The organism is Pantoea sp. S61 (genome assembly GCF_016625145.1).
GTDB classification, from domain to species: Bacteria; Pseudomonadota; Gammaproteobacteria; order Enterobacterales; family Enterobacteriaceae; genus Pantoea; species Pantoea rwandensis_B.
Window position 1 is genome coordinate 1 of record NZ_JACVUO010000012.1, and the last position, 12160, is coordinate 12160.

A 12160-nucleotide genomic window follows, 5' to 3' on the forward strand; every position below is an offset into this window, starting at 1 on the left:
GCCGGATCGTTCAACCGATCATTTTTGTCTTAACTGATCGGCATTACGCCGGAGCGGTGCTTTTATTCAGCGAAAATTTACTTCGCGCCTTCAGCAGCAGGCTGGGTTTTCTCCAGCTGCGCCATGTCATTGGCAATTTTCACGGTTTCGTCCAGATACGGGTCTGGCTCTTTGTAGTCTTTCGGCAAATCTTCAATGCTCTTCAGCGGGGCTTTGCCTTCCGCCTGATAGCGCGCGTTAATGCGTTCCAGACGCAGTGCATCATCTTCGTGGTTCTCTTTCTCACGTTGGCCGAGATTGAGCGACACGATATTGCGTTTGTCCTTCATCGCGTCAAAGCGCGCAATATCTTTCATGATGTACTGGAACTCGCGATCTTTAGCGATACGATCGGCGTGCTCTTTGGTCAGCTGCGGTACCAGCGCGGTGATATCACCGGTTTTGGTGTAAGTCGCGGCATTCACGCTATCCCATGGCAGCGCATTATCCTCGAATTTCTCACCGGTTTCCGCCGCTTCTACGCCAGTTGGCATCAGCAGATCCGGCGTCACGCCTTTACGCTGAGTACTGCCACCGTTGATGCGATAGAACTTCTGGATGGTATATTGCACTGAGCCCAACGCTGGCCATTCAGGGCGCAGCATCTGATCATAGATGCGGTTCAGCGAGCGATACTGCTGCACGGTACCTTTACCAAAGGTCGGTTCACCAACAATCAGCGCACGGCCGTAATCCTGCATCGCAGCGGCAAAGATTTCGGATGCGGAAGCACTGAAACGATCGACCAGCACCACCAGCGGACCTTTGTAATAAACGATACCGTCGTTATCACTGTCCTGGCGCACGCGACCATTATTGTCACGGACCTGCACCACTGGGCCACTTGGAATAAACAGACCAGACAGTGATACCGCTTCGGTGAGAGCACCGCCGCCGTTGGTACGCAGGTCGATCACAATACTGTCGACGTTCTGCTTCTGTAGTTTTTGCAGCTGCACTTTTACATCGTCAGTCAGGCCAACGTAGAAGCCTGGAATATCCAGTACGCCAACTTTCTCTTTACCGACGTTATGTACGGTGCCTTTCACTGCGCGATCTTCCAGACGGATCTTTTCACGCGTCAGTGTCACGGTGCGGGTTTTGGTGCCTTTGCCAGCAGGCAGGATTTCCAGGCGTACTTTACTGCCTTTCGGTCCTTTGATTTTGGAGACAACATCATCCAGACGCCAGCCAATCACATCTTCCATTGGCTTGCCTGGCTGGGCAACACCGACAATACGGTCGCCCACGCTGATGGATTTGCTCTTCGCGGCCGGTCCACCGGCCACCATGGAGTTGATGACCGTGTAATCATCGTCCATCTGCAGCACGGCACCGATACCTTCCAGCGACAGGCTCATCTCGGTGTTGAACTGTTCGGTGTTACGCGGTGAAAGATAGTTGGTGTGCGGGTCGATTTCGTGCGCAAAGGCGGTCATCGCCAGCTGGAACACATCTTCACTATTGCTCTGCGCCAGGCGACGAATGGCAAAGTTGTAACGCTTAGTCAGCGTTTCACGAATATCTTTGTCATCTTTGCCGGCCAGTTTCAGGCTCAGCTCGTCATATTTGACTTTGGCATCCCACAGCGCGTTCAGCTCATCGCTGTTTTTCGGCCAGGGTGATTTTGCACGGTCAATGTCGATGGTGTCATTGCCGGTGAAATTCATCGGGCGATTCAGCACGCTCAGCGCATATTGATAGCGCTCGAAGCGGCGTTTCTGCGCCAGATTGTAGAGATCGTAGAACACATCCAGCTTACCGCTGCGCAGTTCATCACCCAACGTGGTTTTCTTATCGGCGTATTGCGCGATGTCTGAAGCCAACAACACGTTATGGTTGTAGTCGAGCAGATTCAGGTAGCGATCAAAAATTTTCGCAGAGAAATCCTGATTCAGATCGAACTGGCGATAGTGAGAACGGGTGAAACGCGAAGTGACGCGTTCACTGACGGTAGGATGCTGCGGGTCTTCATGTAACTGTGGAATCTGGTCGGCGCGGGTAATGTTATCTGCGCCAAAGGTGGGGCCTGCTAACAGCAGGCCCGCGATCATACCGATCTTTAAAATGTTGTTCATGCCGAGGTCAGCCTCCGTTTCAGAACTGCAAGTGTTCTGCGCGCACAATCATAGCCATGCCGGAAGCGAGCTGCACCCGAACGCCATCCTTGGTGATTTCAAGAATGGTGGCGTCCATTGCACTTTTGCCTGCTTTAACTTTGATGTTCTGGCCGGGTTGCAAAGTTGAGGTGTCAGTGACAGGTTTAGCTCGCGGTGGGCGCGGTGCAGCAGTACGTTCTGCTGATGCGGCACGCGGTGCCTGTGGACGAGGCTTGCGTGGTGCGTCGCCTTCAGCCGCTTTGCGAGGAGCAGGTTTACGAGGACGACGTTCAGCGGTCTCTTCACCGGCTTCGCGTTTCTTCGCTTTTTGCTGATCGCGCTGCGCCTGAACGCGCGCTTTGGCTTCTTCCAGCTGCTTGCGCGCATGTTCAACGTGTTGTTCGTCCAGCACGCCACAGGCGTTGCCATCGAGATCAACACGGATTGCACCCGCTTTAATGCCGTACAGGTAACGCCAGCTTGAGGTATAAAGGCGCAAGGCTGAACGCAGTTGCGTCTTGCTCAGGCTGTTTTCACCCTGAACGCGCTCAACCAGATCCTGGAAGATACCGATTTTAAGCGGACGCGCTTCACCTTCGGCGCTAAAACATTGCGGAAAACGTTCCGCCAAAAAGGCGATCACTTCTTTACTGCTATTCAACTTAGGTTGATTTTCCATGAAATTTCCTGATTACTACGGGTTTGCCGACCAGAGCAGGCATGAACAGGCGACATTATAATGACAACATCGCCAAATGCTATGTGATCCAGTCGATTAGCTGCGTGACAGTTGAATAAATTTTTCGATGTCACTGCCCGCCAGCACTTCACAAAGCCCGTCGGTAAGGGCCACCAGCCCCGCTTCATCCTCACTATCAAAGCGAGAATAAACCGTACTATCAATGTCTAGCACACCGACAACGGTGCCATTCACTTTCAGAGGAATCACGATTTCAGCATTGCTGGCCGCATCACACGCGATATGACCAGGGAACGCGTGCACATCCTCAACGAGCTGTACTTTATCCTCTGCAATCGCTGTGCCACAAACCCCTTTGCCCACCGGAATGCGTACGCAGGCAATTTTGCCCTGGAACGGGCCCAGCACCAGCGTATTCGGCTCGGTGAGCAAGTAGAATCCTGCCCAGTTCACGCCTTCCAGGCGTTCAAACAACAGCGCACTGCAATTACCCAGTGCTGCCAGGAAAGAGGTTTCGCCCGCTAACAGTGCACGGACATCGCGATTTAAATCCTCGTAAAAGGCTTTTTTGTTCATTGTTTAACCATAACTCGTCACTGTCGTGAGCTTGTTGTCACTCAGTTGTTAAAATAAGCACTAATAATCCAGCCCCATCAGGTGAATCATTGTGTTAGTTACTATACCCTTAGCAGTCGGTGGTTAAGACTATTCTTGTACCACTCCCTATTGCAGTCAGAATGCTCTGAACAGCATGCCGGTAAACGTAACGAACGATGGGCCACTTGCGTCACCTATGAAAATTCACGCTATCAGCCAGACGTTGCCCCACGCACGTTATCAGCGTTGTCCGCAATGCGATACCCTTTTTTCCTTACCGGATGTGAAATCGCATCAGTCGGCGCATTGCCCGCGCTGTCATGCAAAAATTCAAAGCGGCCGCGATTGGTCAATGACGCGACTCACTGTGATGGCCGTGACCATGATCGTGTTGATGCCCTTCGCCTTCAGCCTACCTTTGGTGGATATTCGCCTGCTTGGCATGCGCATCAACGCCAGCCTGGTAGAAGGCGTCATCCAGATGGCGCAGCAGGGCAACGTGCTGACGGCCTCAATGGTGGCGTTTTGTACCATTGGTGCACCGGTAACCTTAGTCGCTGGCATCTGCTATTTATGGATTGGCAACGCCATCGGGATGAACCTGCGTCCGGTGTTGCTGATGCTGGAGAAGCTCAAAGAGTGGGTGATGCTGGATATCTATCTGGTCGGTGTGGCGGTCGCTTCTATTAAGGTGCAGGATTATGCCGCGCTGGAAGTGGGCTACGGTCTGGTGGCCTACATCGCGCTGACGGTGCTGAGCCTGCTGACACTGATTCACCTAAACGTGGAAGAGCTGTGGGAACACTATTATCCGCAGGCTTTGCCGACGTCCCCTCCTGAACAGTGGCAGGTGTGTCTGAACTGCCATCAAACCGGTGTGCCGGACGATCGCGGACGTTGTACACGTTGTCACACCCCGCTGGACTTCCGTCGTCGCCACAGTTTGCAGAAATCCTGGGCCGCGCTGATCGCTTCGATTGTGCTGTTGATCCCCGCTAACCTGCTGCCGATTTCAGTGGTTTACGTCAATGGCGCGCGCCGTGAAGATACGATCTTCTCCGGTATTCTGGGCCTGGCTTCCGGTAACATCCCGGTAGCGGCGGTGGTGTTTATCGCCAGTATTCTGGTGCCGTTTACCAAAGTGTTAGTGATGCTGACGTTGCTGGTCAGCATCCATTTTAAGTGTGAACAGGGCTTAAAAACCCGTATTCGACTGCTGCGTGCCATCACCTGGGTGGGACGCTGGTCAATGCTGGATCTGTTCGTGATTGCGGTCACCATGTCATTGGTGAATCGCGATCAACTGCTGGCTTTTACCATGGGACCTGCCGCTTTCTATTTCGGTGCGGCAGTCATCCTGACCATTATGGCTGTAGAGTGGCTTGATAGCCGCCTGATCTGGGATGCACATGCAACAGGAAACGCCGACTACACCGACTAGCGCCAACCTGCGTAACAAACGCAAGGTTTCGCCGTTCTGGTTATTGCCCATTATTGCCCTGCTGATTGCTGGCTGGCTGCTATGGACCAACTATCAGGAACGCGGTACCACTATCACCATCAACTTCCAGACTGCGGATGGCATCGTGCCGGGCCGTACGCCGATTCGCTATCAGGGCGTGGAAGTTGGTACCGTGCAAGGTATTGTGCTGAGCGATGATTATCACAGCATCCAGATCAAGGCCAGTATCAAGAGCGATATGCGCGATGCGCTGAAGGACAATACACAGTTCTGGCTGGTGACGCCGAAAGCCTCGCTGGCGGGTGTTTCAGGATTGGATGCGCTGGTGGGCGGTAACTATATTGGCATGATGCCTGGCGGCGGCAATCCGCGTGAGCACTTTACCGCGCTGGACACGCAACCCAAGTATCGCGTCAACACCGGCGAGTTGCTGATCCATCTGCACTCTCCCGATTTGGGCTCGCTGAACACCGGTTCGCTGGTCTACTACCGCAAAATCCCGGTGGGACGCGTCTATGACTACAGCATCAACGGTAATACTGATGGCGTCACGGTCGACGTTCTGATTGAGCGTCGTTTCGTCAATCTGGTGAAAAAGCAGAGCCGTTTCTGGAACGTGTCCGGAGTAGACGCTGACTTCAGTCTGAGCGGTGCCAAAGTGAAGCTGGAGAGCCTGGCCGCGCTGGTGAATGGCGCAATTGCCTTTGATTCTCCAGAAGAAGGCCAGCAGGCCAACAGCGACGAAAACTATCAGCTCTACCCTGATCTGGCACGCAGCCAGCGTGGTGTGCAGATCAGTCTGGATTTACCGAGCGGCGATAACCTCAAAGCGAATAGCACGCCACTGATGTATCAGGGTCTGGAAGTCGGCACCTTGACCAAACTCAATCTGTTGCCGGGCGGCAAAGTCACCGGCGAACTCACCGTGGATCCTTCGGTAACCAGCCTGATGCGCAGCGGTACCCGCATTGAAATGCGTGCGCCAAAGCTGAGCCTGACCGATACCAATCTCAGCAGCTTGCTGACCGGTAACACCTTCGAACTGGTACCGGGTGAAGGTCCCGCGCAGGATCACTTTACCGTGCTGCCTGCCAGCGAAACCCTGCTGCAAAAACCGGATGTCCTGACGGTAAAACTCAGCGCGCCGGAAACCTATGGTATTGATGGCGGTCAGCCGGTGATGCTGTACGGCATGAAGATTGGGCAGGTCATTTCGCGCCAACTGGATGAGAATGGCATTAGCTTTGCGGTAGCCATCAATCCGGAATATCGCCATCTGGTGCACGCGGATAGCAAATTCATCGTGAATAGCCGTCTCGACGTGAAGTTTGGTCTCGACGGAATGCAGGTGCTGGGTGCCAGTGCCCGTGAATGGGTAGACGGCGGCATACGTCTGGTGCCGGGGGCGAAAGGCGATCCTTCCGCCCGTTATCCTTTATATGCCGATGCTGAGCGTGCGCAGGAAGGGATTATTGGTGACCAGCCGCCAACCACACTGAAACTGACCGCCAACAGCTTGCCAGATGTGCAGGCCGGTTCAGTGGTGCTTTATCGTAAATTCCAGGTGGGTGAAGTGGTGGACGTCGTGCCACGCGCCGATGCCTTTGAGATCTCCATCCACATTGAGCCGCAATACCGCAAGCTGCTGACCAGCGAGAGCGTATTCTGGGCCGAAGGTGGCGCGAAAGTACAACTCAACGGCAGCGGTTTAACCGTGCAGGCTTCGCCGCTTAACCGTGCGCTGAAAGGCGCGATCAGCTTCGATAACCTCACTGGCGCGCAAGCAGCGAAAGGCATGAAACGCGTACTATATGCCTCTGAAACGGCTGCGCGTGCAGTCGGCAGCCAGATCACCTTGCATACCTTTGATGCCAGCAAGCTGGCCGCGGGCATGCCGATTCGCTACCTCGGCATTAATGTCGGCCAGGTCGAATCACTGGCATTGAGTAAAGACAACAATCAGGTGGTGGCGAAAGCGGTGCTTTATCCCGAGTATGTGCAGGACTTTGCGCGTATCGGCAGTCGCTTCTCGGTGGTCTCACCGGAAATTTCGCCAGCGGGTGTTAATCATCTGGAGACCTTGCTGCAGCCTTACCTCAATGTCGATCCCGGCAAAGGGGCTCAGGCACGTACCTTTGAGTTGCAGGAGAGTACCATTACCGATTCGCGTTACCTCAACGGACTCAACATTTATGTTGATGCTACCGAAGCCGGTTCGCTGTCGTTGGGCACCCCGGTGCTGTTCCGTGGGGTAGAAGTGGGTACGGTAACCGGTACCTCGCTGGGCAACATGGCGGATCGCGTACAGATCGCGCTGCGCATCAGCAAGAAGTATCAGCATCTGGTGCGTAATAACTCCGTGTTCTGGCTGGCGTCTGGCTATAACCTCGACTTCGGTCTGATTGGTGGCGTAGTGAAAACCGGCACCTTCCAGCAGTTCATTCGTGGCGGCATTCAATTCGCCACACCGCCGACGGTGCCGCTGGCGCCACAGGCCGGTGCTGATAAACACTTCCTGCTGCAGGATGAAGCGCCGAAAGAGTGGCGCAGTTGGGGAACGGCGATTCCGGATCCCAATTAAGCAATCGGGCAGCCTGCGGGCTGCCCGTTTTATTTGCACGTGTTACACTTCGCGCTAAATTTGATACCCCGGTAAATGTCCGTGTCCGATCGCTTTCCTGAAGATTTCCTTGCGCTGATGCGCACCAGCCTGGCTGACGAAAATGAACTGCAGCGTTTCCTGGCGATTAGCCAACAGCCGCTGCGCCGCAGCCTGCGCGTCAATACGTTGAAAATTAGCGTGGAGGCGTTTTTAGCACGCACCGCGCACTATGGCTGGCGCTTAACGCCGGTTCCCTGGTGCGCCGAAGGATTCTGGATCGAGCGGGAAGATGAGACATTGCCGCTGGGCAGTGTGGCTGAGCACCTGAGTGGTTTGTTCTACATTCAGGAAGCCAGTTCAATGCTGCCGGTGACCGCGTTATTTGATGCCGCGCCGGAAGCACGTAAGGTGATGGATGTCGCTGCGGCACCCGGTTCCAAAACCACGCAAATGGCAGCGTTGATGCGCAACGAAGGCGCGATCCTTGCCAATGAATATTCAGCCAGTCGTGTAAAAGTGCTGCATGCCAATATCAGCCGCTGTGGCGTTAGTAACGTGGCATTAACGCACTTTGATGGCCGCGTGTTTGGCGCCGCCCTCCCTGAACAGTTTGATGCCATCCTGCTGGATGCACCCTGCTCCGGCGAAGGCGTAGTGCGCAAAGATGCCGACGCCCTGCGTAATTGGACGCTGGCCAGTACTGAAGAGATTGCCGCAACCCAGCGTGACCTGATCGACAGTGCATTCCATGCATTACAACCTGGCGGCACGTTGATCTACTCCACCTGCACGCTGAACCAGATTGAGAACCAACAGGTCATCGCCTGGTTGCAGCAGCGCTATCCCGATGCGGTTGAAATCGTGCCTCTGGGCGAGCTGTTTGACGGTGCCGAGCGTGCACTGACGCCAGAGGGATTCCTGCACGTCTTCCCACAGATTTTTGACAGCGAAGGCTTCTTTGTTGCGCGTCTGCGCAAAACGGCCAGCATCCCGGCGCTACCAGCACCGACTTATAAAGTGGGGAAACTGCCCTTCTCGCCTGCCAGCCGCAAGTTGATCGCCGAAGTGCAACAAGCGGCAGCTAAGGTGGGGATTGAGTGGGATGATCATCACTCGCTGTGGCAGCGTGATAAAGAGCTGTGGCTGTTCCCGGCCGCGCTGGAAAGCTGGCTCGGCAGAGTACGCTTCTCACGCATTGGATTGAAGCTGGCAGAAACCTTCCCGAAAGGCTTTCGCTGGCAGCATGAAGCCATAGTTGCCCTTACGCAACCGGGCAGCGCACTGGATTTCGAATTGACGGAAGCCGAAGCAGAAAGCTGGTATCGCGGTCAGGATATTCGACCTGAAACGGCTCCAACGCGCGATGAAATGATCGTCACCTATCAGCAGCAGCCATTGGGATTAGCCAAGAAAGTCAGCAACCGGATCAAAAATAGCTATCCACGCGAACTGGTGCGCGACGGGCGTTTGTTCCGTTAATTCTACTGCAGCTGAACTAGCGTTAAGCGATTACCGAATACTGCTCCGGTGTCGATGTAATGCTGGTTCGCCACATTGAGCGGCTGTTCCAGCGGCGTGTGGCCAAAATAGAAATCGCTCGCACCGTCAATACTGGCGGAAGCGCCACGATGATGGCGGCCGAGACGATCGCGGCTCCACACCACCTGATGCCAGTCCACGTCCTGACCCAACTCATAATGGCTGGCTGGATAGTCGGCATGGGCGATCACCACCACGCGATCGGCTAACTCCAGATGCAAAATCAGCGGGAGATCGGCACAGCGTTTAAGCGCATGACGCGCCGCAATTAAATCCGCCCCTTTTAATTGCCAGAACCAGTCACCGCCGTTCATCATCCACAGCATCGGGTCCTGGCCTTCCAGTGCCGACAACGCCATCTGTTCGTGATTGCCACGTACGCAGCGAAACCATGGCTCCTGCAACAGTTGCAAGCAGCCGGGGCTGTCGGGCCCGCGATCGATTAAATCTCCCACTGACAGCAGCAGGTCTCGCTCTTTATCGAAGTCATGCAGAATCAGTTGCGAATCCAGCTGAGCGCGGCAACCATGCAAATCACCCACCACCCAAATGTTACGCCACGTTTTGGCACTCACCGTCTGGTAAAACATGTAATCTTCCCCGGTTGACTGGAAGTTTAGTGAACCCGGCATAAAGTATAGTCCGGTGAGATGAAGCCAGGGGAGGGAGCAGCGTGAGCAGCCGTAAACAATTTATCGGTGTACTGGTGTTTATATTTCTCGGCAGCCTGTTGCTGCTGGAATCGCTGGCGCGATTGGTGCATCTGCTGTTTGTGGGCTGAAGGATTTTGTCATCTCAGAAGTTTCAACAGCGGCCGCGTCCTGCAGCCCTGATGAAAGTCCCGTCCGGCGCTTATCTCCGGCGCTCATTAAAGGCGTTAGCTCTGTGCGGGACGGCGGCTACTCTATCAATCCAGACAATGCCGAACAAGTTAAATGATATTAACTATCATTCTCATCAATGTATTTTACGCTTCGCTTACATTAGTGATGGTGATTTAAGCTTTTATCCTTGCTGCCGATAACGTCCTATCCCCCCTTTCCACCGCAAAGAGATCATGAAGAGGCTTTCTGCAATCACACTGATGCTGTTGCTGGTCAGCATGCCCACACACGCCAAAAGGCACGTTGAACTGATCGAGCAAGGCAGTTATATCAACAGCGAAGGACAGTCGATCCATCGCCCCGCGCATACGCAAAATAATGACGTACCCGAAGGCGCAACGGCCCGTTGCCGCGATGGTTCATACAGTTTTAGCACCCATCATCGCGGCACCTGCTCGCGTCACGGCGGCGTTGCGGCGTGGCTGGCATCTTAAGCCACACGTAATTAACAGCGTGTGCCAGACTTAAAGGACAGTATTTTCTTAAGGAGTGAGCAATGAAAGACTATTACAAAATCGATCTGGAGCTTTTCATGCAAAATAACGCGGACTTGATTCGCGACATTAAAAGCAAAGCGCCAGTCTATGCGGATGAATTGGGATTAGAGGTGGTGCAATATATTAATCGGGAAGTTAAACAAGCTCACCTCGATTATATTGATAGCCTTGGCGTGCGCGACCCTTATGAATATTACGTGTCGCAACATGAAGAAGATCGTCACCTGGCTGACACGCTAATTGCTCAACATCGTGCCGCTTTACACCACACTGCTTAACCAACTGATTTGCCACACAAGCCGTGTGGCAAACGGTGTTCTTTAGCGCGAGAGGAAGAATATCGCCAGCAAGAAGAATACCCACAATCCGGCGAAGGTCGCAAAGCCTACACGCGGGGTTTTCGTCCGCCCGACGACAACACCAATAAAGAGACTCAGCAGCGTTAAGGTACCAATCATTACCCAGAGAAGATATTGTGCATTTGCCATGAAGGATCCTTATTAATCGGCAATACAAACAGTGCGCACTCTTATACCATTTTTCACGCTATCTGGCTGCTGTTAAATGTCCGCATCTTTCGTGCTGGCATGGATCTATTACGTCGCTGCATGCCCGCAACGCACCGTTTTTAATTGTTCCAGCTGATTCAAACGCGCGGTCGCATGCTTGTTAGCGCTGGCCTTAGCGATACCGTTGCCAATACCAAAATCGCCGATAAAACCAATCACCGTGAGCGCATCAAACTCGCCGGTTTTGTCGATTTGCTGCTGGACACTGTGGGATTTCGCGATCTCCTGATCCAGTGCCGTGCAGTTGTAGGTTTGCGCTTCTTCATCACTGACTTTGGGTGATTGCGGGTATTGCTTCAGCGCGCAGCCACTGAGCAGCAGTAGGATGGTGATCAGAACAGCAGGTTTTAACATCGCATGATTCTCGTTTTGGCTGGCAGGGTTGGCGTGTGGCTGAGAGGAAATGTAGCACGTGATGCGTGGCGCGATTGGCGGATTAGCTGGGGGAATTGCGGGTATTTTGTGCAAAGATTGGGTAAGGATTGCGGGTTAGGAATTTGATTCGGATATAAGGATTTCGGACGAATTTCGGGAAATCTGGGTAAAATTCAATTTTAATCATAAAAATCAATAAAACAAAAAAAGACCCAATACGATTCCTGTATCGGGTCCAGGGAAATGGCTCTTTGAGAGCCGTGCGCTAAAAGTTGGCATTTTTGAAGGCGAGTTCGCCTTGCCATTTAAAGGTAGTTCAAGGGTGGTTATTTTCCAGCCAACCGTCACGATGCGGTAAGGAAGCTGCCAACTCTGTGATCGTGCTGGCACATCGGAAAAGCAAGCGTAGCGGCAAAACTGTGCGCTACGCCCGAATTTTGCAGGGATTACTTACCGCACAGATGTTGCGCACGTTCAACGATCGGTTGCAGGCTCATTTTCTGGCCAGGATGCGCTTTGTCTTCCGCCACGATGGTATCGATGGATTGCAGTGTGCCCTTGCCTGCATCAGCGCGTGCCTGTGCTTTATCATTCAGCGGATATTGCAGCAAGGTGCTCGGATTGATGGCAAACAGCGCGCCATCTTTCTCACAGGTCAGCATCACCTCTTCGCGGGTGAAGGGCCATTTGTCCTTGCCAATCTCAAAGCGGCTGACGGTAATAATCTGTGCGGCCATCGCCTGGCTGCACAGCGCCATCAGAATGCAGGCTGGAATCAATTTCTTCAGCAAAATATC

12 protein-coding genes are annotated in these 12160 nt (G+C 53.6%); 5 read left to right on the top strand and 7 right to left on the bottom strand.

All coding sequences use genetic code 11. The features are described 5' to 3' along the window. Positions 1–77 precede the first annotated feature (77 nt). From prc to IAE30_RS19820, 3 genes are all read right to left on the bottom strand, one after another. Positions 78–2117 (bottom strand): carboxy terminal-processing peptidase, encoded by a 2040-nt coding sequence (prc, locus tag IAE30_RS19810; protein ID WP_038646561.1) that lies wholly within the window; start codon positions 2115–2117, stop codon positions 78–80. Between the two features lie 19 nt (positions 2118–2136). Further along, positions 2137–2817 carry an RNA chaperone ProQ gene (gene proQ / locus IAE30_RS19815; RefSeq protein ID WP_200680794.1) on the bottom strand — a complete coding sequence of 227 codons (681 nt, stop codon included), beginning with the start codon at positions 2815–2817 and terminating at the stop codon, positions 2137–2139. Positions 2818–2913: 96 nt separating this feature from the next. After that, complete coding sequence (locus IAE30_RS19820) at positions 2914–3414, bottom strand: GAF domain-containing protein (protein ID WP_038646557.1); 501 nt, start codon at positions 3412–3414, stop codon at positions 2914–2916. Positions 3415–3631: 217 nt separating this feature from the next. On the opposite strand from IAE30_RS19820, the gene yebS reads away from it, so the two are divergent. The 3 genes from yebS (at position 3632) to rsmF (ending at position 8978) form a co-directional block, all read left to right on the top strand. Continuing rightward, complete coding sequence (gene yebS / locus IAE30_RS19825; RefSeq protein WP_200537864.1) at positions 3632–4876, top strand: membrane integrity lipid transport subunit YebS; 1245 nt, start codon at positions 3632–3634, stop codon at positions 4874–4876. Next, positions 4845–7478 (top strand): PqiB family protein, encoded by a 2634-nt coding sequence (locus IAE30_RS19830; RefSeq protein WP_200680795.1) that lies wholly within the window; start codon positions 4845–4847, stop codon positions 7476–7478. Before yebS ends, IAE30_RS19830 begins: the two co-directional genes overlap by 32 nt. 75 nt (positions 7479–7553) lie before the next feature. Then, the gene (gene rsmF / locus IAE30_RS19835; protein WP_200680796.1) at positions 7554–8978 is read left to right on the top strand and encodes a 16S rRNA (cytosine(1407)-C(5))-methyltransferase RsmF; all 1425 of its coding nucleotides are present in this window, start codon (positions 7554–7556) and stop codon (positions 8976–8978) included. 2 nt (positions 8979–8980) lie between these two features. On the opposite strand, the gene IAE30_RS19840 is transcribed toward rsmF, so the two are convergent. Beyond that, a complete protein-coding gene (locus IAE30_RS19840) occupies positions 8981–9628 on the bottom strand; it encodes a metallophosphoesterase (protein WP_034828689.1) in 648 nt (215 codons plus the stop codon). Positions 9629–10095: 467 nt separating this feature from the next. On the opposite strand from IAE30_RS19840, the gene IAE30_RS19845 reads away from it, so the two are divergent. Both IAE30_RS19845 and IAE30_RS19850 read left to right on the top strand, forming a co-directional pair. Next, positions 10096–10356, top strand: coding sequence for a DUF3761 domain-containing protein (locus IAE30_RS19845; RefSeq protein ID WP_052696604.1), 261 nt, complete (start codon positions 10096–10098; stop codon positions 10354–10356). A gap of 62 nt (positions 10357–10418) precedes the next feature. Next, positions 10419–10697, top strand: a complete 279-nt coding sequence (locus IAE30_RS19850) for a hypothetical protein (protein WP_200680797.1) — start codon at positions 10419–10421, stop codon at positions 10695–10697. A gap of 42 nt (positions 10698–10739) precedes the next feature. On the opposite strand, the gene IAE30_RS19855 is transcribed toward IAE30_RS19850, so the two are convergent. From IAE30_RS19855 to IAE30_RS19865, 3 genes are all read right to left on the bottom strand, one after another. Next, the gene (locus IAE30_RS19855) at positions 10740–10907 is read right to left on the bottom strand and encodes a hypothetical protein (RefSeq protein ID WP_167540447.1); all 168 of its coding nucleotides are present in this window, start codon (positions 10905–10907) and stop codon (positions 10740–10742) included. 108 nt (positions 10908–11015) lie between these two features. Then, on the bottom strand, positions 11016–11342 hold the full coding sequence (locus IAE30_RS19860; RefSeq protein ID WP_200680798.1) for a hypothetical protein: 327 nt from the start codon (positions 11340–11342) through the stop codon (positions 11016–11018). Between the two features lie 467 nt (positions 11343–11809). Beyond that, positions 11810–12157, bottom strand: coding sequence for a YebY family protein (locus tag IAE30_RS19865; RefSeq protein WP_200680893.1), 348 nt, complete (start codon positions 12155–12157; stop codon positions 11810–11812). Between the last annotated feature and the right edge of the window lie 3 nt (positions 12158–12160).

Excerpts from the sequence above, each read along its gene's own strand:
- prc (WP_038646561.1), bottom strand. The coding sequence starts at position 2,117 with ATGAACAACATTTTAAAGATCGGTATGATCGCGGGCCTGCTGTTAGCA.
- proQ (WP_200680794.1), bottom strand. The coding sequence starts at position 2,817 with ATGGAAAATCAACCTAAGTTGAATAGCAGTAAAGAAGTGATCGCCTTT.
- IAE30_RS19820 (WP_038646557.1), bottom strand. The coding sequence starts at position 3,414 with ATGAACAAAAAAGCCTTTTACGAGGATTTAAATCGCGATGTCCGTGCA.
- yebS (WP_200537864.1), top strand. The coding sequence starts at position 3,632 with ATGAAAATTCACGCTATCAGCCAGACGTTGCCCCACGCACGTTATCAG.
- IAE30_RS19830 (WP_200680795.1), top strand. The coding sequence starts at position 4,845 with ATGCAACAGGAAACGCCGACTACACCGACTAGCGCCAACCTGCGTAAC.
- rsmF (WP_200680796.1), top strand. The coding sequence starts at position 7,554 with ATGTCCGTGTCCGATCGCTTTCCTGAAGATTTCCTTGCGCTGATGCGC.
- IAE30_RS19840 (WP_034828689.1), bottom strand. The coding sequence starts at position 9,628 with ATGTTTTACCAGACGGTGAGTGCCAAAACGTGGCGTAACATTTGGGTG.
- IAE30_RS19845 (WP_052696604.1), top strand. The coding sequence starts at position 10,096 with ATGAAGAGGCTTTCTGCAATCACACTGATGCTGTTGCTGGTCAGCATG.
- IAE30_RS19850 (WP_200680797.1), top strand. The coding sequence starts at position 10,419 with ATGAAAGACTATTACAAAATCGATCTGGAGCTTTTCATGCAAAATAAC.
- IAE30_RS19855 (WP_167540447.1), bottom strand. The coding sequence starts at position 10,907 with ATGGCAAATGCACAATATCTTCTCTGGGTAATGATTGGTACCTTAACG.
- IAE30_RS19860 (WP_200680798.1), bottom strand. The coding sequence starts at position 11,342 with ATGTTAAAACCTGCTGTTCTGATCACCATCCTACTGCTGCTCAGTGGC.